22 protein-coding genes, 1 tRNA gene and 1 pseudogene are annotated in these 22600 nt (G+C 52.4%); 15 read left to right on the forward strand and 9 right to left on the reverse strand.

Translation table 11 applies throughout. The annotated features are described in order from the left end of the window. The first annotated feature begins 84 nt into the window (after window positions 1–84). Window positions 85–2244, forward strand: coding sequence for an esterase-like activity of phytase family protein (locus CLV80_RS01600; RefSeq protein ID WP_106354061.1), 2160 nt, complete (start codon window positions 85–87; stop codon window positions 2242–2244). Between the two features lie 57 nt (window positions 2245–2301). Here the strand turns inward: CLV80_RS01600 and CLV80_RS01605 are convergent, their stop codons facing one another. Further along, on the reverse strand, window positions 2302–4026 hold the full coding sequence (locus tag CLV80_RS01605; protein ID WP_106354063.1) for a Hint domain-containing protein: 1725 nt from the start codon (window positions 4024–4026) through the stop codon (window positions 2302–2304). Between the two features lie 230 nt (window positions 4027–4256). Between CLV80_RS01605 and ndk the strand changes: the two genes are divergently transcribed. Further along, window positions 4257–4679 carry a nucleoside-diphosphate kinase gene (gene ndk / locus CLV80_RS01610; RefSeq protein WP_106354065.1) on the forward strand — a complete coding sequence of 141 codons (423 nt, stop codon included), beginning with the start codon at window positions 4257–4259 and terminating at the stop codon, window positions 4677–4679. On the opposite strand, the gene CLV80_RS01615 is transcribed toward ndk, so the two are convergent. The 6 genes from CLV80_RS01615 to CLV80_RS01640 all read right to left on the reverse strand — a co-directional run bounded on the left by CLV80_RS01615 (window position 4676) and on the right by CLV80_RS01640 (window position 9551). Continuing rightward, window positions 4676–5098: a DUF4112 domain-containing protein gene (locus CLV80_RS01615; RefSeq protein WP_106354067.1), complete on the reverse strand. Its 423-nt coding sequence runs from the start codon at window positions 5096–5098 to the stop codon at window positions 4676–4678. The genes ndk and CLV80_RS01615 overlap by 4 nt on opposite strands. Window positions 5099–5139: 41 nt before the next feature. Continuing rightward, entirely contained in the window at window positions 5140–5472 is a 333-nt protein-coding gene (locus CLV80_RS01620) for a TfoX/Sxy family protein (RefSeq protein WP_106354070.1), read from the reverse strand. Between the two features lie 239 nt (window positions 5473–5711). Then, window positions 5712–7817 (reverse strand): DEAD/DEAH box helicase, encoded by a 2106-nt coding sequence (locus tag CLV80_RS01625; RefSeq protein ID WP_106354072.1) that lies wholly within the window; start codon window positions 7815–7817, stop codon window positions 5712–5714. An 86-nt stretch (window positions 7818–7903) separates the two neighbouring features. Further along, on the reverse strand, window positions 7904–8485 hold the full coding sequence (locus CLV80_RS01630) for an HD domain-containing protein (RefSeq protein WP_106354074.1): 582 nt from the start codon (window positions 8483–8485) through the stop codon (window positions 7904–7906). Next, window positions 8485–8892 carry a hypothetical protein gene (locus CLV80_RS18775; RefSeq protein WP_311135510.1) on the reverse strand — a complete coding sequence of 136 codons (408 nt, stop codon included), beginning with the start codon at window positions 8890–8892 and terminating at the stop codon, window positions 8485–8487. Before CLV80_RS18775 ends, CLV80_RS01630 begins: the two co-directional genes overlap by 1 nt. A gap of 5 nt (window positions 8893–8897) precedes the next feature. Continuing rightward, window positions 8898–9551 carry an alpha/beta hydrolase gene (locus CLV80_RS01640; RefSeq protein ID WP_106354077.1) on the reverse strand — a complete coding sequence of 218 codons (654 nt, stop codon included), beginning with the start codon at window positions 9549–9551 and terminating at the stop codon, window positions 8898–8900. Window positions 9552–9714: 163 nt separating this feature from the next. On the opposite strand from CLV80_RS01640, the gene iscR reads away from it, so the two are divergent. From iscR to CLV80_RS01705, 12 genes and pseudogenes are all read left to right on the forward strand, one after another. Continuing rightward, the gene (gene iscR, locus CLV80_RS01645) at window positions 9715–10176 is read left to right on the forward strand and encodes a Fe-S cluster assembly transcriptional regulator IscR (protein WP_106354079.1); all 462 of its coding nucleotides are present in this window, start codon (window positions 9715–9717) and stop codon (window positions 10174–10176) included. Window positions 10177–10236: 60 nt separating this feature from the next. Beyond that, a complete protein-coding gene (locus CLV80_RS01650) occupies window positions 10237–11268 on the forward strand; it encodes a cysteine desulfurase family protein (RefSeq protein WP_106354081.1) in 1032 nt (343 codons plus the stop codon). 12 nt (window positions 11269–11280) lie between these two features. After that, on the forward strand, window positions 11281–12804 hold the full coding sequence (gene sufB / locus CLV80_RS01655) for a Fe-S cluster assembly protein SufB (protein WP_106354083.1): 1524 nt from the start codon (window positions 11281–11283) through the stop codon (window positions 12802–12804). A 114-nt stretch (window positions 12805–12918) separates the two neighbouring features. Next, window positions 12919–13428 (forward strand): hypothetical protein, encoded by a 510-nt coding sequence (locus CLV80_RS01660; protein ID WP_106354085.1) that lies wholly within the window; start codon window positions 12919–12921, stop codon window positions 13426–13428. Window positions 13429–13594: 166 nt separating this feature from the next. Beyond that, window positions 13595–14350 (forward strand): Fe-S cluster assembly ATPase SufC, encoded by a 756-nt coding sequence (gene sufC, locus CLV80_RS01665; RefSeq protein ID WP_106354087.1) that lies wholly within the window; start codon window positions 13595–13597, stop codon window positions 14348–14350. Beyond that, on the forward strand, window positions 14350–15636 hold the full coding sequence (locus tag CLV80_RS01670) for a SufB/SufD family protein (protein ID WP_106354090.1): 1287 nt from the start codon (window positions 14350–14352) through the stop codon (window positions 15634–15636). Before sufC ends, CLV80_RS01670 begins: the two co-directional genes overlap by 1 nt. Then, window positions 15636–16139: a YIP1 family protein gene (locus CLV80_RS01675; RefSeq protein ID WP_106354092.1), complete on the forward strand. Its 504-nt coding sequence runs from the start codon at window positions 15636–15638 to the stop codon at window positions 16137–16139. Before CLV80_RS01670 ends, CLV80_RS01675 begins: the two co-directional genes overlap by 1 nt. Continuing rightward, complete coding sequence (locus CLV80_RS01680; RefSeq protein WP_165793289.1) at window positions 16136–16726, forward strand: Yip1 family protein; 591 nt, start codon at window positions 16136–16138, stop codon at window positions 16724–16726. Before CLV80_RS01675 ends, CLV80_RS01680 begins: the two co-directional genes overlap by 4 nt. Continuing rightward, on the forward strand, window positions 16723–17946 hold the full coding sequence (locus CLV80_RS01685) for a cysteine desulfurase (protein ID WP_106354097.1): 1224 nt from the start codon (window positions 16723–16725) through the stop codon (window positions 17944–17946). Before CLV80_RS01680 ends, CLV80_RS01685 begins: the two co-directional genes overlap by 4 nt. A gap of 182 nt (window positions 17947–18128) precedes the next feature. After that, window positions 18129–18205, forward strand: a tRNA-Arg gene (locus CLV80_RS01690). A gap of 252 nt (window positions 18206–18457) precedes the next feature. Beyond that, entirely contained in the window at window positions 18458–18775 is a 318-nt protein-coding gene (locus CLV80_RS01695; protein ID WP_106354100.1) for a hypothetical protein, read from the forward strand. A 581-nt stretch (window positions 18776–19356) separates the two neighbouring features. Further along, window positions 19357–20386, forward strand: a pseudogene (locus CLV80_RS01705) (IS3 family transposase); the annotation flags it as partial. 85 nt (window positions 20387–20471) lie between these two features. Here the strand turns inward: CLV80_RS01705 and ssb are convergent. Beyond that, window positions 20472–21005, reverse strand: a complete 534-nt coding sequence (gene ssb / locus CLV80_RS01710) for a single-stranded DNA-binding protein (RefSeq protein WP_106354105.1) — start codon at window positions 21003–21005, stop codon at window positions 20472–20474. A 153-nt stretch (window positions 21006–21158) separates the two neighbouring features. On the opposite strand from ssb, the gene CLV80_RS01715 reads away from it, so the two are divergent. Then, on the forward strand, window positions 21159–21734 hold the full coding sequence (locus CLV80_RS01715) for a lytic transglycosylase domain-containing protein (protein WP_106354106.1): 576 nt from the start codon (window positions 21159–21161) through the stop codon (window positions 21732–21734). 10 nt (window positions 21735–21744) lie between these two features. Here CLV80_RS01715 and CLV80_RS01720 read toward each other — a convergent pair whose 3' ends face one another. Further along, the gene (locus CLV80_RS01720; RefSeq protein ID WP_106354435.1) at window positions 21745–22542 is read right to left on the reverse strand and encodes a helix-turn-helix domain-containing protein; all 798 of its coding nucleotides are present in this window, start codon (window positions 22540–22542) and stop codon (window positions 21745–21747) included. Window positions 22543–22600 lie beyond the last annotated feature (58 nt).

Genomic DNA, 22600 nt, shown 5'->3' on the forward strand with positions numbered 1-22600 from the left:
GTGTCATGAAAACGTCATCGGTACGTTACGCAAACGTCGTGGATCGGCTGCATGGGATTGCGGATAAGTAACCTGAGGACAATCATGACTTACCGTCTTTGCTGCCTGACTTCTGCTCTGGCTTTGATCGCTGGCATGGCGCACGCCGATGCTTTTAACCGTATTTCTTCTTTTCCAACGCATTTGAATATCGGAGAGGGCGACCAAAACGTCGAAACCTCTGCCGAGATTATCGCTGCAACCGACGATGGTATGACGCTGGTTTATACCGATAGCCCACTGGGTGTGATTGGGCGTATTGACATTACGGACCCGGCTAACCCTGCGCCGCTTGGCAACGTCAATGTTGGAGGTGAACCGACATCTGTTGGGATTGTTGGCAAGATTGCGTTCGTCGGTGTCAACACATCCGAAAGCTATACCGATCCGTCAGGTCGTCTGGCGGTTCTTGATGTAGAATCAGGTGACGAACTCGCAAGCTGCGAATTGCCTGGTCAGCCCGATAGCATCGCTGTGGCCAAAGATGGAAGCTTTGTCGCTGTTGCGATTGAAAATGAACGCGACGAAGATTTAGGCGACGGTCGCACCGGTCAGTTACCGGCGGGTGCCTTGAGCTTGGTACAAATTACGGATGGCATTGCTGATTGCGATACGCTGATCAATGTTGACATGACAGACCTAGCAGAGGTTAGCCCCGAAGACCCAGAGCCAGAGTTCGTCGACATTAACTCTGGCGGAGATATCATTGTAACAATGCAAGAAAATAACCACATGGTCGTTGTCGGCCGTGATGGTGCGATCAAAAACCACTTTAGTGCGGGCACTGTCGATCTGGACGGTATCGACGCGACGGATGAACGCGGGGCGCTCTTGTTTGCCGAATCTCAGTCTGCTCTGCCACGTGAACCAGATGCGGTTAAGTGGATTGATGACGCGCATTTTTCCACCGCGAACGAGGGCGACATGGACGGTGGTACGCGGGGTTGGACAATCTTTAACGCCGATGGAACCATCGTATATGATAGTGGAACGAGCTTTGAATACGCGATCGTTCAAGCTGGCCATTATCCTGATAAGCGCTCTGACAGCAAAGGCGTAGAGCCTGAGTCAATTGAAACGGCAACATTCAACGATACCCCGATGGTGTTCGTTGGTGCAGAGCGCGCTTCGATGGTTGGCGTGTACGACGTTTCTGATCTTGCAAATCCGACGCTGATGCAGCTTCTACCGTCGGGTATTGGGCCAGAGGGCTATGTTGCGATCCCTTCGCGTAACCTGCTCGTTTCCGCAAACGAAGTTGATTTGATCGAAGATGGCGGCGTTCGCAGTCATGTGATGATCTTTGAATACTCTGACGCGGATGCATCCTATCCGATGATCACATCTGCTGGTGCTGATGACTTGATTGGCTGGGGGGCGTTATCTGGCCTTGCAGCGGTTGACGACAACACGCTGGTCGCGGTGAATGACAGCTTCTATAGTTATCAGCCAACGATCTTTACCATTGATGTCAGCCAAACACCCGCGCAAATCACAGAGGCGACACCTGTGACCCGTGGCGGCTACCCCGCGCAAAAGCTGGATATGGAAGGTATCGCATCTGACGGCGACGATGGTTTCTGGGTGGCATCAGAGGGCCGAATTGACCGCATGGTTCCACATGCGATCTATCATGTTGCTGCAAATGGTGAGATCGACGCAGAAATTGGGCTGCCAAACGCGCTGCTAGGCGTTCAGAAACGATTTGGTTTTGAAGGTATCACAGTTGTTGGTGACACGCTTTGGATGGCTGTCCAACGTGAATGGGAAGACGACGCCAACGGGATGGTGAAACTGGTTGCCTATAACCTGGAAACCGAAGAATGGGGCGCGGTGCTCTATCCTCTGGAAACGCCTGAGACCGGGTGGATGGGCTTATCCGAGATCGTTGCACGGGATGATTATGTATATCTGCTTGAGCGCGACAACCAGATCGGCGCAAACGCTGCGGTCAAGCAAATTACGCGTGTTTCGCTTGACCAGATGGTGCCGGCGCCGCTGGGTGGGGAGCTGCCTGTGGTCACCAAAGAATTCGTGCGCGACCTGATCCCAAATCTGACAGCCACCGGTGGTTACGTACTAGATAAGGTCGAAGGGCTGACATTTACGCCAAATGGCACTGCCTATGTCGTGACAGATAACGACGGGGTTGATGATCATTCAGGCGAGACAATGTTCTTTGCGCTTGAAGGGTTGGACGACTAGCCGTTCCTAAGTGAACTTAGCAGCAACCACCGATTTACCGTCGGTGGTTGTTTGCGTTCAGGTCGCATTTAAGAGCTGCGCTTCAAATTGGCGCAAACACATGCGGGCTGTCGGCCCGAACGCAGTAGGCAGGCTGCGCAATTCGGGGAAAATGGAAAACAGTTCTTCTCTGGCTTCGTGTTCGACGGCATCTAAACCTGATGAGCCGGGAAAGAAACTTTCTGATGCGGCATCTTCGGCAAATACGATTTCGTGCCGGTCGAACATAATGTGGATATAAGTGACTTCATCAGCGGTTTCGCGAATAACTGTATCATCATTCACAAGGTGCTTGGCCGCGATCAAGACTTCGTCTTGGTTAAAGTTAATTTGTGTTTTCCAGCCATCATAAATCATCCGATGTTGCGGTGACACAAGAAGGTCACGCGTGTTTGCAAATACACCGGCCTTTATACGAATGGGAGCGAGCTTTCCGATCGCGGGCACCGTGCGTTTGCCAATCCAGCGGATTGGCTGTGGGCCGTTGCCTTTGGTCAGAACAATATCACCGATATCCAGCGTTTCAATCGGGCGCTGCCCATAAGGGGTCGCAATGCGGGTTCCAGCCGTAAAACAGATGATGACGTTTTCAATCTCAGAGAAATTAACCACTGTGCCATCCAACAAAGTGGCAACGCCGCTCAGTCCGCCTGCTGCATCGTCAGTGTTTGTGTATGTAACGCCCCCAATTCCGACAAGGTCTTGAAAGTTTAACGTATCGCCGTCGGTTTCGTCACCTTCACCACCGGTAATCGTGATGGTTGATATCCCGGGTTCGCCTAGGTCAGTAACGAGAAATGTATCATCACCGTCACCACCGGTTGCAGTATCGCCTTGCGCGACGGTGATGGTGTCATCACCGTCTTCACCGCGTAGCGTATCCGCGCCTAGACCGCCGTCGATAATGTCATGCCCGGACCCGCCAAAGACGCTATCGTCACCGTCACCTGCGCTAATGGTATCGTTCCCAGCCCCAGCAGAGATGACGTCATCATTTCTGTTGGCTCCAGTTCCATCTGCACCATCGACAAAGTCGTTCTCGGGGTCACCGTCATAAGACGCGTCAATGACATCGTCACCCGAGGTGCCGCTAACGATCCCATCACTTGAAAGGGTTACGCCTCCCACGACGTCAGATTCCCACGTTCCATCTGGGTCGCCGTTGCCAAAGTCGGTCGTGTCAAACTGCGTAAGAGCAGTCGCATCGCCTGATCCTGGAAGAGTTGTTAGATTGCTTCCCCCGTCAGTGAAACCAACTGTCGCTGGACCTGCGCCACCGTAACCTTCGGTCCAATCTATATTTTCATAGATAAATTCAACCGAGAAGTTTCCATCGCCGGTATCAGAAAGAATCATTTGGAATGAATTTGAACCGGTTCCCGAGAAGGGAGCCACGCCATCCCAAGTTACCGTGACCGTTCCATTGGCAGGATCAAGGTCCCAATAGATTTCGCCGCCCTTGTTCAGATCCACATCAGACCAAAATGGCGCAATCGCAGGGTCAGTGTAGTTATCAATGCCGGACGGCTGATAAGAGGTCTCGGGACCTTCGAATGTAATGAGGCCGTTTGAGTTGATGTAAATACCTGTGTAGTCGGTACCGTAATAATCGATGCCAGTTGCACCAAATACTGAGGTCACATCGACAAGAATACTGCCATCGTCAAGATTTCCGGCCGTCAGTCCAGACGTCGAAAAGACGTTTTCTCCATAGCCAGCTGGTCCGCCGAGCCCTGTATTCATAGTTGCCAATATGTGCTCCAATCGTACGGGCAGCGATGTATTGGAGATAATTAACCCTTTAAGTTGTTCGTGAGTCAATCTTGAATTGTTATAAGTGTAATTTTGTGTAATCCAGCGCGTGGGATTAAGGCTTGCGATATTTACGGATAGTCATGCCCTCTTTTCACGCCGCGCGGCCCATGTTAGGGGACGCGAGAAAACAAACCCTATGACATGAAAGACCTGTAAACATGGCTATTCAGCGTACATTCTCGATCATCAAACCAGACGCAACAAAGCGTAACCTAACTGGTGCAATCGCAGCGAAATTCGAAGAAGCTGGCCTGCGCATCGTCGCATCCAAGCGTATTCAGCTGACATTGGCGCAAGCACAGACATTCTACGGTGTGCACTCTGAGCGTCCTTTTTTTGGCGAACTGTGCGAATTCATGATTTCTGAGCCAATCGTTGTTCAGGTTCTTGAAGGCGAAGACGCAATCGCGAAAAACCGCGAAGTTATGGGCGCAACGAACCCAGCCGACGCTGCAGAAGGCACAATCCGTAAAGAGTTCGCACTGTCTATCGGTGAAAACTCTGTTCACGGTTCTGATGCACCTGAAACAGCTGCTGAAGAAATTGCATTCTTCTTCTCAGGTCTTGAACTGGTTGGTTAATCCGACAGTAGGTTAGGGTTCGCCCAGCCAAGATCTTTTTGGGCCGTCCGCACAGTTTTGGCGCGGGCGGCCTTTTCATTTAGGTTCCGTTCAAGTGCGCGGTAGTTGCGGATGTTTGCGTTATACAGCGCATCAAAGATGTCGCCGACCAATGGGATGCTGCCGATTGCGAAATCAAGCAGTGTATTGAAGCTCATATAAGCCAGCGCACCAGGGGTTGCCCCAAGACGATGTGCTTGTTTGATCATCCAAACTGATGGCGCAAGCGCCGCGATGTCGCCGATGACTGGTACTAGCCCTAAAATGTTATCCAACCCGATCGAAATATTGGTGCCCGGGATGTAAAATAATGCATCCATCCGCCATGCGATTTTGCGCAGGCGGGAAAGTTCATGATTAATGTCTTGTTCAATGTTCATGATGTTAACATAAACGATTCCGCGTCAAATGTGAAGGGTGTTTACTTTGGGTCTGCTGGAATCACACCAATTTGATTTAAAAACCGTTCCAATTCGGATCGGGCTTCGTCGAAGCTTCCAGATTTTATTTTATCGAATTGCTTACGCAGCGACTTCTTCTCTTCGCCTTTGCAGTCGTTCCATGGTCGCCCTTGAAGCGCCATGTGCAACACGTAGTACCCGATGAAATGAGGGCGGGCACCGTTTTCTAGTAGCCTTTGGTAGGCTGCATCTGCGCCGATTTCGCGCAGTTGTTCGGCTGTGGTTATACCGGCGGCCATCAGCGATTTTTCAAACGCGGGGCCGATGTTCTTTATGCTAGTGAGTGCACTCATGGCGCGATTTTACGCGTGCCGTGCATATATGCCTAGACTAGATACTGGCGAAGTCGAAAAAGATTTGACGCTTAGGTGCTTGTGGTTGCGGAGCCGGTGTTTTGGTAGGCTCCGCCTTCGTTCTCTTAGGGTCTGAATTAGCCATGATAGGTATCCTTTCTCCTTATAGTGGTAGATTAGCAGCGTTAAGTTGCTAGAAAACCGGGGAAAAAGTTCTAATACCTGTCACATCTGCACAGTTACCTACCCTTTCGGGGAGGAGTGTTACCACCTTTGCGCGGTTTTCCTTTACCGCCACCAGGCGGCACAAACCGCTTTGAAGTGTCCTTAGCGTTACCCTTTGGCTTGCCTGCAGGTTTTCCACCGCGCGGGCCACCATCAGATTTACCTTTGTAGGCGGGCTTTCCACCGTCTGACTTCCCTTTATAGGCAGGTTTTCCGCCGTCGGATTTGCCTTTGTACGGTGGTTTGCTCCGCTTTTCGACCAAAGCATCGCCGTGGTCGCGACGTTCCGGTTTGTGACGTGGTTTGCGTTTTGCGCTGTAATCGTCGGCAGCACCTGGGACTGGTTGGATCGCTGGTACGTCATGTTGCGACGATGGCGGCGGAGCAGGGCGGTCACGTGGCGCTGTGCGTTTGGGCTTGTCACCGTAGTCACGCTTTGGTTTGTCACCATAATCGCGCTTTGGTCGGTCGTCATAGTCACGCTTTGTTTTCCGGGGGCCACGTTCGCCAAGCTGCGGAGCGCCATCAAGCGCTTTTAGATTTGCTTGGTTTTCGAGCTTCATGTCGCTGCCGACGGCCTTAAGGAAGCCAGCAACTGCGGGTTCTGCAATCTCAACAAATGTCTCATTCGGTTGAATGCGGATCGCGCCGATTTCGTTTTTCGTGATATCACCGGCTTTGCAGATCATTGGCAGCAGCCAACGTGCTTCGGCTTTACCTTCGCGGCCCACATCGACGCTAAACCACTTGGATGGACCAAATGCTTTGTGCTCGCGCGGGGCGCGTTCTGCACGTTCGCCACGCTGCGGGCCATCTTTATATTCGGACAGATGCTCTGGTGCGGATTGTTTGCCAGCGTAAAGGCGCAGATAAGCGGCCGCGATTTTTTCGGGTGCATGCTGCGCAAGTAGGCGGGTCGCAAACTCTTGTTCGCTGTCGTTAAAGTCTTCGGACCAAATTGGATCGCTCAACAGGCGTTCTTCGTCGCGTGCTTTTACTTCGTCCGCCGTCGGTGGAACGGCCCATGTCGCGCTCAGTTTACCCCACTTTAGTAGGTTTTCCGCACGGCGGCGCATTTTTGCAGGAACGATTAGTGCGGAAATACCTTTGCGACCGGCGCGACCAGTACGGCCCGAACGGTGCAATAGTGTTTCTGCGTTGGTCGGCAATTCTGCGTGGATCACTAATTCAAGATTGGGCAGGTCGATCCCGCGCGCAGCGACATCGGTCGCCACACAAACGCGTGCGCGCCCATCGCGCATGGCTTGTAGCGCGTGTGAACGTTCGTTTTGTGACAGTTCGCCGGATAGGGCGACCGTGGCGAACCCACGGTTGGATAGGCGTGTTGTCAAACGTGTGACCATTGCGCGTGTATTTGCGAATACAATGGCGTTTGGCGCATCGTAATAGCGCAGAGCGTTAATGATTGCGGCATCGATATCGTGGTTAGCAACGCTTAGCGCGCGGTATTCAATATCGCTGTGCTGGCTTTCTTTGGAAACGGTTGCCACACGCACTGCATCGCGTTGGTAAGATTTCGCGAGCTTAGCGATCATCGGCGGCACTGTCGCTGAGAACATCAGTGTGCGGCGTGTTTCTGGGGCTTCGCCCAGAATGAATTCGAGATCTTCTCGGAACCCAAGGTCCAGCATTTCGTCAGCTTCGTCCAGAACGATTGCTCGCATGTCAGACATATCAAGGCTACCGCGCATGATGTGGTCTTTTAAACGACCGGGCGTCGCGACAACAATGTGTGCACCGCGGTCAAGCGCGCGACGTTCATCGCGCATGTCCATCCCACCGACAGTCGAAGCCATCGTTACGCCAGCGCCGGCATACAGCCACTGCAATTCGCGTTTTACTTGAAGCGCCAATTCGCGTGTGGGTGCGATGACCAAAGCGAGCGGACGGCCCGCAGGACCAAATGTACCATCCTCAGCTAGAATGGTCGGCCCAATCGCCAAACCAAAACCAACAGTTTTACCTGATCCGGTCTGCGCCGAGACCAAAAGGTCTTGTCCTTCAAGTTCAGGTGCAGTGACTGCTTCCTGAACGGGGGTCAAATCAGTGTAGCCTTGTTTGGCTAGTGCATCGGAAAGGGTCTGGATCATCGTGGTCATCGGGGGGCTTTCTGGCGGGTAAGCGTGCGCACTACGCCGATGAAACCCGTTTGTATAGGGGAAAGACGCTGTTTTCTGGTGCTATGTCAGGTGTTTTGGGTAAACCAAGTATCAATTCGCGTCTTTAACGTGTTCCAGATCGCAGGTGCGCCGCGTTGGACCTTAACGCCGACACGTGTCTGAAGTTGTGCTGGTGTCACATTGTACTCGGGCCAAGTGCCGCCATCAGTTTCGAGGTTGGCAATCACGGGCTGCACCCGATCGATTGACTTCGCAAAAATCGCATCGTCAGTTTCAGCAGCTTCAAATTCGTTCCAGAGCGCACGAAAGGCGCTTGCTTGATCTGTCGGCAAAAGCCCAAAGATACGGTCGGCTGCCTTTTGTTCAATGACGTCTTGTTCTGCAGGGTCGTGATTGCCGTGAATCGGGTTGTCGCCGGCATCAATTTCCACAATATCGTGGATCAACAGCATTTTAATCACGCGATCAACTCTGATCGGCCGTACTGCGTGTTCGGCCATAACCATCGCATAAAGCGCGATGTGCCAGCTATGTTCTCCGGAATTTTCGCGGCGTGATCGGTCGCATAATGTAGTCGCACGGAGCGTTGATTTCAGCTTGTCCGCCTCGATCAAAAACGCGAGCTGCGCATCGATCCGATGGGACATTATCGCTTAACCCGTCGGGGCATGCCCACGGTTGGTTCTGTCGCTTGTACCTCAGGTTCTGCTTGCGGTTCTGGGGCCGGCGCTGCTTGTTTGGTAGCGGCGTCTTCTGCGATCTTTGCTTCTTCGCGTTCTTTGTCTTCGTCAGACAGACCTTGAAGGGGCGCAGCTTTGGGCGCTGGGGCGTCTTTATACCCATTGACGAGGCGCGAATCCAGCATTGCACGCGCCCGCTCCTCGGCGCGGCGTACCCGTACTGACGTTAGGTAGGTTTCTTGAAGCGTCTGCGATGACGCTCCAAGAATATCGCCAATAGCATCTACGATTGCGATGTCGCCCGATGCTTTTTGATCGGCCAAAGCCAAATCAGCAAGTTCATCGGCGACGCGTTGGACGTAGGATTCAGCCATTAGTTTTACCGTGTGTTTTCAGTGAGGCGACGACGAACGTATGTTTTTACAGTGTCAATCATCGGATCCATGTATGGATCTTCAAAGAAGTGACCTGCGCCATCCATTTCGTCATGCGTAACTGTAATGCCCTTTTGTTCGTGCAGCTTGTTCACGAGGCTCACGGTATCTGCAGGTGGTGCCACGCGGTCGTTTGATCCGTTGATGATCAAACCCGAGGACGGGCAGGGCGCAAGGAAGCTAAAGTCGTACATGTTCGCAGGTGGGCTGACCGAGATGAACCCAGTGATTTCAGGACGACGCATCAACAGCTGCATGCCGATCCATGCCCCGAACGAGAATCCAGCAACCCAGCAGTGCTTGGAGTTGTTGTTCATCGACTGGAGGTAATCGAGTGCAGATGCTGCATCAGAGAGTTCACCAACACCTTGGTCATATTCACCCTGAGAGCGGCCAACGCCACGGAAGTTAAACCGAAGAACAGTGAAACCCATGTTATAAAATGCATAGTGCAGATTATAGACCACCCGATTGTTCATCGTTCCGCCAAATTGCGGATGCGGATGCAAAACGATCGCAATCGGTGCATCGCGGTCTTTTTGCGGGTGGTAACGCCCTTCTAGGCGTCCTTCGGGTCCGGGAAAGATAACTTCGGGCATATTGATCCGTCGCTGCTGCGGTGCATGAGCATTGTTGACGAAAATGCTCGGGCACCTTAGAAAGATTCTAATCTGGGTGAAATCCCAAATTGTCTAGTCTCGGTGAAGTAATGACGCAACGCCGTGCCGTCAATAAAATTGCGCGCATGGATGGGGAAGAGCGATGAAATTAAGTACTAAAGGGCGTTATGCCATGGTTGCGCTGGCTGATTTGGCGCTTCAACCCGCTGATACGCTTGTCAACCTGACGGAAATATCCAAGCGGCAGGACATTTCTTTGCCATATCTTGAACAATTGTTCGTCAAGTTGCGTCGCGCAGGATTGGTGGAATCAGTACGTGGCCCGGGCGGTGGTTACCGGCTTGCAAAGCCTCCATCGGAAATGCGTGTGTCTGATATTTTAGGCGCAGTGGATGAGACCGTGTCGGCGATGCATAAGGGTGCTGGTGCATCTGGTGGCGCATCGGGATCGCGAGCGCAGTCACTTACCAACCGGTTGTGGGAGGGGTTGAGCGCACATGTTTATGTGTTTTTACACCAAGCGCGGCTTTCTGACGTTATTGGTAACGCCTTGGCTCCATGCCCGGCGGTTCCTGCGCTATTCGAAGTTGTTGATGAAGATTGAAGAAGGGGCGCTGCCCCCGGCCTGCGGCCTCCCCCGGAGTAGTTTTGGCAAGATGATGTGATGAGAATCTATCTGGATCATAACGCGACAACGCCTTTGCGGGCCGAAGCGCGCGCGGCGATGATTGCCGCGATGGATGTCGTCGGCAATCCGTCTTCGGTGCATGCTGAAGGGCGTGCTGCCAAGGCTGTGATCGAGAAAGCGCGTCTGCAGGTGGCCGAGGCTGTTGGGGCTTCGGGTGCTGATGTTGTCTTTACCTCTGGCGCGACAGAGGCGGCGGCACTTGCGTTGGCGGGGCGTGGATTGAAGGCGGCGCCGATTGAGCATGATGCTGTGCATGCTTGGATTGATCCGGTGTTGTCAGTCGTTGATGGTATCGTTCAGGTGGATGATCCTGCCCATTCGGTGTTGCAGCTTGCGAATTCGGAAACGGGTATCGTGCAAAATCTGCCTTCGGGCCTTGCTGTGAGCGACATCACACAAGGGTTTGGCAAGGTGTCATTTGCCTTTTCTTGGTCTGGCGTGCAGATGGTTTTTCTATCGGCGCATAAATTCGGCGGCCCGACTGGTGTCGGTGCATTGGTTTTTCCGGCGGGGACCGATGTGGTTGCCCAAATCAAAGGTGGCGGTCAAGAAATGGGCCGTCGTTCGGGTACTGAGAACGTCATTGCAATTGCTGGAATGGGCGCAGCAGTGACCGCCGCGCAGGCTGACCTTGCGGCCGGAAAGTGGGAACGGGTTGCGGAACTTAGAAATATTCTAGAAAAGGCCATTGAGGCTGACGAAAAGAACACTATTTTTGTCGGGAAAGATGCGAACAGATTACCCAACACCAGTTGTTTTACGACGCCGGGTTGGAAGGGTGAGACCCAAGTGATGGCGATGGATTTAGCTGGCTTTGCCGTATCGGCGGGCTCTGCTTGTTCGTCCGGCAAGGTCAAAGTGAGCCGCGTGTTGCGCGCGATTGGCCTTGACGATGATGCCGCTGCAAGTGCGCTGCGCGTGTCGCTTGGGGTTGAAACAACAGAAGACGAGGTCATGCGCTTTGTGCAGGCCTGGACGAAGAAACGGGCGCGGCTGCGAGCCGCATGAGAGGATAATAATATGTCTGCTATCAAAGACGTAGAGGTCAAAGAAGGCGTTGATCAGGAAACTGTCGATGCTGTCTCTAAGCTGTCGGGTACCTATAAATACGGTTGGAACACCGAGATCGAAATGGATTACGCCCCCAAAGGCGTGAACACTGATATCGTTCGCCTGATTTCTGGCAAGAACAATGAACCCGAGTGGATGACCGAGTGGCGCCTAGAAGCGTTTGCGCGTTGGGAAAAGATCGAAGAGCCCACATGGGCGATGGTTAGCTATCCTGACATCGATTTCCAAGACATCTATTACTATGCCCGTCCGAAAAGCATGGAAGAAAAACCTAAGTCTTTGGATGAGGTCGATCCCAAGCTGCTGGCGACCTACGAAAAACTGGGCATCCCCCTGAAGGAACAAATGATTCTTGCAGGCGTAGAAGGTGCTGAGAACATGCCAGCAGAGGGCCGTAAGGTCGCTGTTGATGCTGTTTTCGATTCCGTGTCTGTCGGCACAACATTCCAGAAAGAACTGGAAAAGGCTGGCGTGATCTTCTGTTCGATCTCAGAAGCTATCGAAAAGCACCCTGAGTTGGTCAAGAAGTACCTTGGTACAGTTGTTCCACCATCAGACAACTTTTACGCCACGCTGAACTCGGCTGTCTTCTCGGATGGGTCGTTTGTTTATGTACCGCCCGGCGTGCGCTGCCCGATGGAACTGTCCACTTACTTCCGTATTAACGCGGAAAACACGGGGCAGTTCGAACGTACACTGATCATCGCCGATAAAGGCAGTTACGTGTCATATTTGGAAGGCTGTACAGCCCCGAAACGCGACACAGCACAGCTGCACGCTGCCGTGGTTGAGATCATCATCGAAGAAGATGCCGAAGTGAAATATTCCACCGTTCAAAACTGGTATCCTGGTGATGAAAACGGGGTAGGCGGGATCTACAACTTTGTGACCAAACGTGCTGATTGCCGTGGTGATCGGGCTAAGATCATGTGGACTCAAGTTGAAACCGGGTCTGCGGTGACTTGGAAATACCCAAGCTGCATCCTGCGCGGCGACGATTCACAAGGTGAATTCTATTCCATCGCCATCGCGAACAACATGCAGCAGGCTGATACTGGCACCAAGATGGTGCATCTTGGCAAAAACACCAAATCTCGGATCGTGTCAAAGGGGATTTCAGCTGGTAAGGCGCAAAACACCTATCGTGGGCTTGTGTCGATGCACCCCAAAGCGAAGGATTCGCGCAACTATACTCAGTGCGACAGCCTTCTGATCGGTGACAAATGTGGCGCACACACAGTGCCATATATTGAGGTCAAAAATAACAGTAGCCGTGTCGAGCACGAAGCGACCACATCCAAGGTGGATGACGAGCAACTGTTCTATTGCCGCGCCCGTGGCATGGACGAAGAGGAAGCCGTCGCATTGGTCGTGAACGGCTTCTGTAAAGAAGTGCTTCAGGCGCTACCGATGGAATTTGCGATGGAAGCACAGGCTTTGGTTGCGATTTCTTTGGAAGGGTCTGTCGGCTGATGCGTTTGGGCGCAACATATCTTTGCGCCCGCCGCGCAACTGCCCCTGAGAGGCCCCGTTATTGCCGTAGTTTGTTGCGATCTTGCGCACAGCAACAACGAAGAGGCTGCCGACATGGCGAATATGGGGCAAGAGGATTTCGATGCGCGGGTCAAACGTATCAAGAACCCGCGCAACAATTCGTATTACGATCCCGATTTGCAGATGCATATTCCCAAAAAGCTGACGCGAGCAAAAATCGTCAAACCACCATCGAAAAGCAGTCAGGCGATGTCTGCTATACTGGTGTCGATGGTTATCGGCGGTGCCGCGATGTTTTGCGCGCAGGTCGTGCGCGTACGTTATCTGGGAATGACCGGGGGCAATTCGGCCGTCACATTTTCCGATCTTCTGATCGGTCTGTGGATGGTTCTGTTGTTTTCCGCACTGATGAAACGCCGACAGTTTCTTGGTCGGTTTGGGCAGGTGGTAGGGCTTTGTCTCATGCTGGTCACAGGGCACAATTTGGTATGGAAATGGCCGGATCTGATGGGCAAAATTTACACGCCAGAGTACGTGGCCGAGATCAAGTCGACGACCACAGCCGGATCAATCCTGTTTCAGGGCAACGTCTTTTCGTTCTAACGCAGGCGTCACAACCATTAGCATCATACGTTAGCCTGTCCGTGACTAAGCGGGCAGCCGTTTGTGGTGCGTCATCCAATAGTTTTCACTCATTCTCAGCGCGGTCTAGGCAGCGCTGTCAAACCCCATATGCACTGCAGGGTGCTGATATGTCGAAGGAAGAAAAATGCTAGAAATCAAAGGCCTGAAGGTCAAACTTGAAGATGAAGATAAGCAAATCCTTAAGGGGTTGGACCTGACCGTTGAAACCGGCAAGGTTCACGCGATTATGGGGCCAAACGGGTCCGGTAAATCGACCCTGTCTTATGTGTTGTCTGGCAAAGACGGCTATGAGGTCACGGATGGTTCTGCAGAGCTGGAAGGTGAAGATCTGCTGGATATGGAGCCAGAAGAGCGTGCTGCGGCTGGACTTTTCCTTGCATTCCAATACCCTGTCGAAATTCCCGGCGTTGGCAACATGACTTTCCTGCGTACAGCGGTAAACGCACAGCGCAAAGCGCGCGGTGAAGAAGAGCTAAGCGCTGGTGACTTCCTGAAGGAAGTACGTGCGAAGGCGAAAGACCTGAAAATCGACGCGGATATGTTGAAACGTCCGGTTAACGTTGGTTTCTCTGGCGGTGAGAAAAAGCGGAACGAGATTCTGCAGATGGCGATGTTGTCACCTAAGATGTGCATCTTGGATGAGACGGACTCTGGTCTTGACGTCGATGCGATGAAACTGGTTGCAGATGGTGTTAATGCGCTGCGTTCAGAAGGGCGTTCGTTCCTTGTGATCACCCACTACCAGCGTCTACTGGACCACATTAAGCCAGATGTCGTTCACATCATGGCCGACGGTCGTATCGTGAAAACGGGTGGACCAGAGCTTGCTTTGGAAGTCGAAAACAACGGTTATTCTGACATTTTGGCAGAGGTGTCCTAATGGCCCTAGCTAAACTGAAATCTGATGCGACAGAGGCGCGTCTGGTTGGCGTGACCCTGCCAGAGGGTGCTGCATGGTCGAACGCGGCACGTGCTGATGCGTTGGCACGCGTGCGCCAAATGGGCCTGCCCACAAAGCGCGACGAATATTGGAAATACACCAACCCGTCCGAGCTGACCGCAGCTGAAGCGCCAAAAGCAGCTGTTTTCGACGCTGGTGAAGTGCCATTGTTCGACGCTGTTGATCGTTTAAAAATCGTCTTTGTCGACGGTGTTTTTGATACTGATGCCTCTGACGAATTGACAGGCGAGGGTGTTGAGATTGAACGCCTTGCTGATGCGATGGCAGCAGACATTCACTGGGCAAAAGAGCTGTACGGTGTTTTGGAAACCCGTGGTCAGACACCTGTTGAGCGTCCTTTGGCGGCGCTGAATACAGCGCTTGCAACCGACGGTGTGGTGATCCGGGCAACTGGCAAAGTCGCCAAGCCAATTCACCTTGTCTACCTCCATAAGGACGAGACATCAGATGCCGTGCTGCACAACTTGGTTAAAGTAGAGACGGGTGCCGAAGTGACACTGCTTGAAAACGGTCCTGCCGCGGCGCGTTTTTCTGGCTGTCTTGAGGTCGAAGTTGCCGACGGCGGTTCATTCCACCACGTGCGCGCGCAAGGTCGTGATCATGAACGTCGCACGGTAACTCATTGTTTTGCAAGGGTTGGCGCGGAATCTTCGTTCAAGTCATTTACGCTGACCGTTAACGGTGTGATGACGCGCAACGAATGCGTTCTTGAGATTATCGGCGACGATGCGATTGCACATGTCGCGGGCGTCTGTGTCGGTGATGGCAATGATTTCCACCACGATGATACCGTCTTCATCACACATGATGCATTGAACGGCGAAAGCCGTCAGGTGTTCAAGAAAGTGCTGCGCAATGGTGCGACAGGCGTTTTCCAAGGGAAAATTCTTGTGAAAGAAGGTGCGCAGAAGACTGACGGTTATCAGATCAGCCAATCGCTTTTGTTGGATGATGATGCACAGTTCTTGGCTAAGCCCGAGCTGGAAATCTATGCGGATGACGTGGCTTGTTCACACGGGTCAACATCGGGTGCGATTGATGAAACAGCCCTGTTTTATCTGCGTTCTCGTGGTGTTCCGCAGTACGACGCGCGGAACCTTCTGACGCTTTCGTTTATGGCCGAGGCTTTGGACGAAATCGCTGACCCTTCGCTGGCCGAAGAACTTCGTGACCGGCTCGAGGGCTGGCTGGCACGGCGTAGCTGATGGCACTGACCGCCGATATCGTCCGGACATGGCGCGCACCGCGCGCTGTGATCCGCGATTTATTGGATCAGGGGCGGCGCGAAGATCGCGCCGTCGCCTTTGTTATGATCGCATGTTTTCTGATCTTCGTGGCGCAATGGCCGCGTCTGTCACGTATCGCGAATGGCTACGAGCCATCGCCGTGGCCGCCAGAGATCAATTTTGAAGGCATGATGACTTACACGTTCTATGCTGTCGTCATCATGCTGCCGCTTGCGCTTTATGGCATGGCTGCGGTTGCGCATTTGATCGCCAAGGCATTTCGAGGGCAGGGCAGCTGGTACTCGGCGCGGCTGTCGTTCTTTTGGGCTTTGCTTACGACGACTCCGCTGTTGCTTTTGCATGGCCTCGTGCGTGGTTTTATCGGGCCGGGAACCCAGTCTATCTTGGTTGGCACGGTATGGGCATTAGCGTTCGCCTATATCTGGATCCAATGCATGATCGCATCGGAACGCGGGCAATGAACCTGACTTTACAAGGTTGGTTGCGCGCTGTGGCAATGACGCTGAACACACCTGAAGAAGCCGCAGAGCGTGTACTGGAAAACCATTATGCGCGGCCCGTTTTGGTGCAGGCGGCAATTGTGGTTTCAATCGCCAATGTTATGCTCCTTGCTGTTGCGTCGATGATGACACCTGCAACTGCCCAAGCTAACGCATTGCAGGTCACGCCGTTCACGCTTGGGCTGTTGATCACGGGTAGCATGCTTATTTTGGCTTCAGCGATTTCGCGGGCAGGAAAGATGTTGGGCGGAACAGGCAGTTTCGACGGGGCACTGACCATCGTCGTGTGGTTGCAGGCGGTCGGTCTGACATTTGATGTTGCACAAATCCTTGTCATGCTGGTCAGCCCGTTTTTGGCGGTGCTTGTTGGTATTGGTGCACTGATGGTTCTTTTGTGGTGCATGGTTCATTTTGTCAAAGTGCTGCACGGGTTTGACACGCTCGGCACAGCCGGAGCCGCATTCTTTATCGCCATGATTGGCACAATTTTCGCAGTAGTCATTTTGATGGCTCTGCTTGGCATTGCCCCCTCAGGAGAAGCGACATGAGCTTTGACGTACAAAAAATCCGCGCGGATTTTCCTATTCTGTCACGCGAGGTAAACGGCAAGCCGTTGATCTATCTGGATAGCGGTGCGTCGGCGCAAAAGCCGCAGGTGGTTATTGATGCTATTACGCGCGGCTATGCCGAAGAATATGCAAACGTGCATCGCGGGCTTCATTTCCTAAGTAATCTTGCAACCGATAAATACGAAGCCGTCCGTGGCACTGTTGCCAAGTTCCTGAATGCGCCGTCTGAAGATGACATTATCTTTAATTCGGGCACCACAGAAGGCATCAATATGGTTGCCTATTCATGGGCAATGCCGCGGTTGAAAGCAGGTGATGAAATTGTTCTTTCGATCATGGAGCACCATGCCAATATCGTCCCATGGCATTTTCTGAGGGAACGACAGGGTGTTGTGATCAAATGGGTCGATGTTGATGCTGACGGCGATCTCGATCCGCAAAAAGTGATCGATGCTATCGGCCCAAAAACAAAACTTGTTGCCGTCACACATATGTCCAACGTGCTGGGGACTGTTGTCGACGTAAAAGCTATCACAACGGGTGCACATGAAAAAGGTGTGCCTGTTTTGATCGACGGGTCACAAGCCGCGGTACATATGCCAGTGGATGTCGCTGATATAGGATGCGATTTCTACGCGATCACAGGTCATAAACTTTATGGTCCGTCCGGTTCTGGTGCGATTTATGTCGCGCCAGATCGTATGAAAGAAATGCAGCCCTTTATGGGTGGCGGGGATATGATCCGCGAGGTTTCACGCGATGCGGTGACCTATAATGACCCCCCAATGATGTTTGAGGCTGGAACGCCCGGCATTGTCCAGACGATTGGCATGGGCGTTGCAATTGAATATATGATGAGCATCGGCATGGACAATATTGCAGCCTACGAAAGCGAGCTTTGTCGTTATACGCGTGAACGGCTTGACGGGTTGAACTGGCTGAATGTGCAGGGGAAATCCGTGACCAAAGGTGCAATTTTTTCCTTTACGCTCGATGGCGCTGCCCATGCGCATGATATTTCCACAGTGCTGGATAAAAAAGGTGTCGCTGTGCGGGCAGGGACCCACTGTGCCATGCCGCTAATGGAACATATGGGCGTGGGCGCGACTTGCCGTGCATCATTTGCGATGTACAACACTAAAGCCGACGTCGACGCACTTATCGACGCGCTTGAGCTGTGCCATGATCTATTTGCATGAATTTTGGCCAGTATATCCCTGGTAGTGAGCCCAAGATCGCATAAAAAGGGGCATTCCGGTCAGTATAAATGTTCTTGCCGTTCCGCACATTAACTTTGTTTTACCGTCCTTTGGATGCGAAGTGCGCAATGCCTTGATTTGACCATTGCAGCAAGCGAAGCAGAATGTTAGTGCACGCTCAAGCACCCGTAGCTCAGCTGGATAGAGCGCTGCCCTCCGAAGGCAGAGGCCAGAGGTTCGAATCCTCTCGGGTGCACCAATATTTTCAATCAGTTACGCAAAGTGTATCAGAATCTATTTCTGATGAGTTCCGGATATTATCCGGATTCGACCCACTTTTATGGAGCTATTCGCGAAGTCAGAGTAATTTGGTGGCACAGATTTTTTCACCCGGAAAAAAAGAAAAAACCGCCGTTCGGGCTGGCACCCACAACGACGGTATTCAAAGTTTTCCTACACTAACTCCCTACCATGATCAGGTTGCAGCTTCAATGCGTATTGGAGCTGACGGATGAGTAATCTCAATCCTTATGATTCAATCAAGCCAGATAGCTACCGTTTCGCAACCTACATCGACGTTCTCAGATCTAAATGGATCGAAGCAGGGGTGCGTCCACAACGCATTAACGGTGCTTTGGCCTTTCTGCGTGAACTTGAACGCCTGAGGCTCTGCTTCTCAAAGAGCATAGACGCCGCTTTCGTTAGTAAGAAGGTCTCAAACTCCTATCTTGCGAAGATGATGGGATACAAGACCTGCCGCCAAGTGCAAAAACTTCGCCAATGGCTCGAAGAACAAGGTGTCCTTGTTGTGAGGCAGAAAAAAAGTTAATGGCATTTATCAATGCGTGGAACAGCTACATCTTTGCGGACTTCAAGATGTGGTTCATCCAGAGCTTTCAACAGCCGGATTGTAAAACTGGACACCTTAAAAGAGATAGTGATTATAAATCACTATATGGGTTTAAACCCAAATCTAGAATCTGTTTTCCGAAAGAAAATTTGACCACCTGGGCCCATTCAACTCGGTTTTGGAGATTGCTTGCATTGGAGGTCACCAATAATCCACCGTGTCTGTCTACGCTTTCCGAACGGTTCAGATTTAACTTGAGAAAACACCAAGTTCCTCTTGATGATCCAAGCATAATCAGGCGTTGGAAAAGCTTTGTGAAGCGAGCTGTCGAGTTTCAAGCCAGAACCGTGGAGGTGGTGTAATGTAGGGTTATTACTACAGAGCAAGGTTACGCATGTGGCTACGCGACATGCACCTTGGAAGGGAAAGGGCAGGCGCTTTCCTCTTCACCCCAAACCCGGTGGGCAAACGTGCCGGAGGTCGCTATCATGGATAAACGTCGACACTCGAAACCCACTAAACGTCAGCTTGTCTTGCGTGTCAGATGCAGCGAGGAGGAGCGCGAGATCCGTATTCTCAAGGAGGAGAGGGAGATCTTAGAAAAGGCCACCTATTACCCGGCAGGCGATTACGCAGTAATCTGCCGAGAGGGCAGTTCTTCGCGGGCCTAAAGCAATGAGATTTAGGTTTATCGAAGAACACAGGTCCGACTTTCCGACGAACCGGCTTTGCAATGTTGTTGGCGTCAGCGCACGCGGTCTGCGTGCTTTCCGAAGCCGCTCGGCCAGCCGCAGACAGCGATCCGATCTGGTTACGCTGGCATATATCAAAGAACAATCGCGCCTCAGCTTGGGCAGTTATGGCCGTCCACGAATGACCGAAGAGTTGAAGGAGATCGGTATGAACGTGGGCCACCGTCGTGTTGGCAGGTTGATGCGTCAGAACGGCATATCTGTTGTGAGAACACGCCAACACAAGGTCACTACAGACAGTAATCATAAGTTCAATATTGCGCCAAACTTGCTGGATCGCGACTTTGCGGCTGACCAACCTAATCAGAAATGGGCCGGTGACATCAGCTACGTTTGGACGCGTGAGGGGGGGCTCTATCTTGCGGTGATCCTGGACCTGCACTCACGCCGCGTCATTGGCTGGGCGGTCAGCAATCGTATGAAGCGTGACTTGGCGATCCATGCGTTGAAGATGGCCATCGCGTTCCGACAACCGCCGAAAGGTTGCATTCATCACACAGATCGTGGGTCGCAATACTGTTCCCACGACTACCAAAAGATCCTGCGCCAGCACGGGTGCAAGGTGTCGATGTCTGGGAAGGGCAATTGCTATGAGTTTAAGCTGGTTCGCGCTCGCGAATTGAATGATCTGGGGGACCATTCAAAGGCGCAAAACGCCGCTGTCGAGACGTTCTTCAAAACCATCAAAGCTGAACTGATCTGGCGGCATCCTTGGGAGACACGACGCAAGGCTGAGATGGCGATCTTCGAATACATAAACGGCTTCCACAATCCGCGCCGCCGACACTCAGTATTAGGCTGGAAAAGCCCGGTCGCTTTCGAAAGAAAGGTGGCTTAAACGAGCACGTGGAGCGGCACGAAACCGTGACACGTCCATATGAGTTTGAGTAGTCAGAAATCTACATTTTCAGAGTTTGTTACCTTCAAAACGGGATTTCGTCATCCATATCGCTACCGCCGCCTGCAGGCGCACCGCCGCCACCGCCTTGGCCGCCACCATAGCCACCTTCGTTTCCGCCGTAGCCACCACCGCTACCGCCGCCATAACCGCCGCCGCTTTGACCGCCACCGTAGTTGCCGCCACCGCCTTGGCCGCCGCCTTCGCCGCGTCCGTCAAGCATGGTTAGGGTGCCGTCGAAACCTTGCAGGACGACTTCGGTTGAATAACGGTCAGCGCCAGACTGATCCTGCCATTTGCGCGTCTGCAATTTGCCTTCGACGTAAACTTTGGAGCCCTTGCGCAGGAACTGTTCAGCGATGCGCACCAGACCTTCTTGGAAGATCGCAACAGAGTGCCACTCTGTTTTCTCACGGCGTTCGCCTGTGTTTTTATCTTTCCATGTCTCAGACGTAGCGATGCGCAGGTTGCACACTTTGCCGCCGTTCTGAAAGTTGCGGACTTCAGGGTCGGCACCCAGATTGCCGATGAGAATAACTTTGTTCACTGATCCGGCCATAGCGGTATCTCCCACGATTCTTGTTTGCGCTTTTGTGACAGACTGGGGATGCCGCAACAAGGTTATCGAATGGTTACATTGCAAGCCTTGGCGGATTAATTAAAAATACTTACATTAGGACCAACAGATTTAAAGCGGTATAGGATCGTGCGGATGAAGACACCGATTGTTGGGGCCGTTTTTCTTTTGGTTGCTTGCCCACTGTGGGCGCAGGAACAAGTATCGACAATGAACCGGACGCGATTGCTTCAAAGTCAAACGTCCGTTTTAGATAACCGTGCTGCAACACAATATTCAAATTCCGAAAGGCTATTACCGCCAAGTGCAGAGGGCGTCGCGTTTGTCGCGCCTTATAACGGATCGTATCAAGGGCCTTATCTTGCCATGGCGCGCGCTGCTGCTGCGCGACACAATATACCTGCCGATTTATTTTTGCGGCTTGTTCAGCAAGAAAGCGGTTGGAACGCAAATGCGATTTCCGTCAAAGGCGCGTTAGGATTGGCCCAGCTCATGCCGCAGACGGCGGCAGTTCTGGGGGTGAATCCGGGTGATCCAGCCCAAAACCTGAATGGTGGCGCGCGTTATCTACGTCAGCAATACGAAAAGTTTGGCGATTGGCGGCTTGCACTGGCAGCGTATAACGCTGGACCGGGGGCGGTTGACCGCTATCGCGATGTGCCACCCTATGCAGAAACCCAGAACTACGTTCGGGTTATCTGGGGGCGTTGATCCGCTAAAATCACAAAGCCTTGCGGAAGTGTGTTGGTGTTTCACCTGTTCGGTCTTTGAATGTGCGCGTGAAATAGGCCGCAGACTGAAACCCAAGCCGATCGGCGATGTCTTGCACTGAACTCCGGGTTTCGCTTAGCAAAATGCATGCTTCGAAATGAATGCGCTCATTTAATAATTTTAGCGCTGATCGGTTGCAGGTTTGCTGACAGCATCGTGTCAAATGGGTCGGTGTGACACGCAAGTCTGCGGCATAATCTGCGACAGTCCGATCTGACCTAAAATCATGTGCAATAAGGGCAGTGTAGCGTGCGACGAGTTTCGCAGAGGCTGAATTGCGTCGTACGTCGCTGCTCGTGTCATGATGGTTGTTCAATTGGCGTTCAACAAAAATGCTGAGTAGTATCCGGTGGCAATTCACGGCGCGTGGATCACCGCTTGGGAGTAGTTCGCGTTCAATGGCTTCGAACAGAGCTTGGAGCTCTTTTTGAGGCCCGACATCACGCAACCTTAGATGAAAAGGAGAGGTCGGCATGCCGCCATCATCAGGTAAAGACATGATTTGCGCAAAGACCGTCGGCCCGACTTCCATACCGTACATTGTGTGCGGTGGGATATAGATCAGGTTATTTGGTCCGTACCCGTTTGTTAGGCCCGCAACCGTAATGCGGCCTTGTCCCTTAGTAATGTGAATGAGCCGCGGGGTTGCATGGCTTCGCATGGCCTCTGTGCGCCAGCGTCCATTCATTCCGTAGTGCTTCATAGGCGCGAGTGTGAGCGCCGCTTTCACTTCCGACATCATAGTCATCAACGTTGTCCCAATGTTGACTGTTTCAATCAGTTTGAAGGAAAATTGTTTTAAATCA

This window comes from Yoonia maritima (assembly GCF_003003285.1).
Taxonomy (GTDB): Bacteria; Pseudomonadota; Alphaproteobacteria; order Rhodobacterales; family Rhodobacteraceae; genus Yoonia; species Yoonia maritima.

Bases quoted from the DNA above. Each gene is read 5' to 3' on its own strand.
- CLV80_RS01600 (WP_106354061.1), top strand. From the start codon at position 85: ATGACTTACCGTCTTTGCTGCCTGACTTCTGCTCTGGCTTTGATCGCT.
- CLV80_RS01605 (WP_106354063.1), bottom strand. From the start codon at position 4,026: ATGAATACAGGGCTCGGCGGACCAGCTGGCTATGGAGAAAACGTCTTT.
- ndk (WP_106354065.1), top strand. From the start codon at position 4,257: ATGGCTATTCAGCGTACATTCTCGATCATCAAACCAGACGCAACAAAG.
- CLV80_RS01615 (WP_106354067.1), bottom strand. From the start codon at position 5,098: ATGAACATTGAACAAGACATTAATCATGAACTTTCCCGCCTGCGCAAA.
- CLV80_RS01620 (WP_106354070.1), bottom strand. From the start codon at position 5,472: ATGAGTGCACTCACTAGCATAAAGAACATCGGCCCCGCGTTTGAAAAA.
- CLV80_RS01625 (WP_106354072.1), bottom strand. From the start codon at position 7,817: ATGACCACGATGATCCAGACCCTTTCCGATGCACTAGCCAAACAAGGC.
- CLV80_RS01630 (WP_106354074.1), bottom strand. From the start codon at position 8,485: ATGTCCCATCGGATCGATGCGCAGCTCGCGTTTTTGATCGAGGCGGAC.
- CLV80_RS18775 (WP_311135510.1), bottom strand. From the start codon at position 8,892: ATGGCTGAATCCTACGTCCAACGCGTCGCCGATGAACTTGCTGATTTG.
- CLV80_RS01640 (WP_106354077.1), bottom strand. From the start codon at position 9,551: ATGCCCGAAGTTATCTTTCCCGGACCCGAAGGACGCCTAGAAGGGCGT.
- iscR (WP_106354079.1), top strand. From the start codon at position 9,715: ATGAAATTAAGTACTAAAGGGCGTTATGCCATGGTTGCGCTGGCTGAT.
- CLV80_RS01650 (WP_106354081.1), top strand. From the start codon at position 10,237: ATGAGAATCTATCTGGATCATAACGCGACAACGCCTTTGCGGGCCGAA.
- sufB (WP_106354083.1), top strand. From the start codon at position 11,281: ATGTCTGCTATCAAAGACGTAGAGGTCAAAGAAGGCGTTGATCAGGAA.
- CLV80_RS01660 (WP_106354085.1), top strand. From the start codon at position 12,919: ATGGCGAATATGGGGCAAGAGGATTTCGATGCGCGGGTCAAACGTATC.
- sufC (WP_106354087.1), top strand. From the start codon at position 13,595: ATGCTAGAAATCAAAGGCCTGAAGGTCAAACTTGAAGATGAAGATAAG.
- CLV80_RS01670 (WP_106354090.1), top strand. From the start codon at position 14,350: ATGGCCCTAGCTAAACTGAAATCTGATGCGACAGAGGCGCGTCTGGTT.
- CLV80_RS01675 (WP_106354092.1), top strand. From the start codon at position 15,636: ATGGCACTGACCGCCGATATCGTCCGGACATGGCGCGCACCGCGCGCT.
- CLV80_RS01680 (WP_165793289.1), top strand. From the start codon at position 16,136: ATGAACCTGACTTTACAAGGTTGGTTGCGCGCTGTGGCAATGACGCTG.
- CLV80_RS01685 (WP_106354097.1), top strand. From the start codon at position 16,723: ATGAGCTTTGACGTACAAAAAATCCGCGCGGATTTTCCTATTCTGTCA.
- CLV80_RS01695 (WP_106354100.1), top strand. From the start codon at position 18,458: ATGAGTAATCTCAATCCTTATGATTCAATCAAGCCAGATAGCTACCGT.
- ssb (WP_106354105.1), bottom strand. From the start codon at position 21,005: ATGGCCGGATCAGTGAACAAAGTTATTCTCATCGGCAATCTGGGTGCC.
- CLV80_RS01715 (WP_106354106.1), top strand. From the start codon at position 21,159: ATGAAGACACCGATTGTTGGGGCCGTTTTTCTTTTGGTTGCTTGCCCA.
- CLV80_RS01720 (WP_106354435.1), bottom strand. From the start codon at position 22,542: ATGACTATGATGTCGGAAGTGAAAGCGGCGCTCACACTCGCGCCTATG.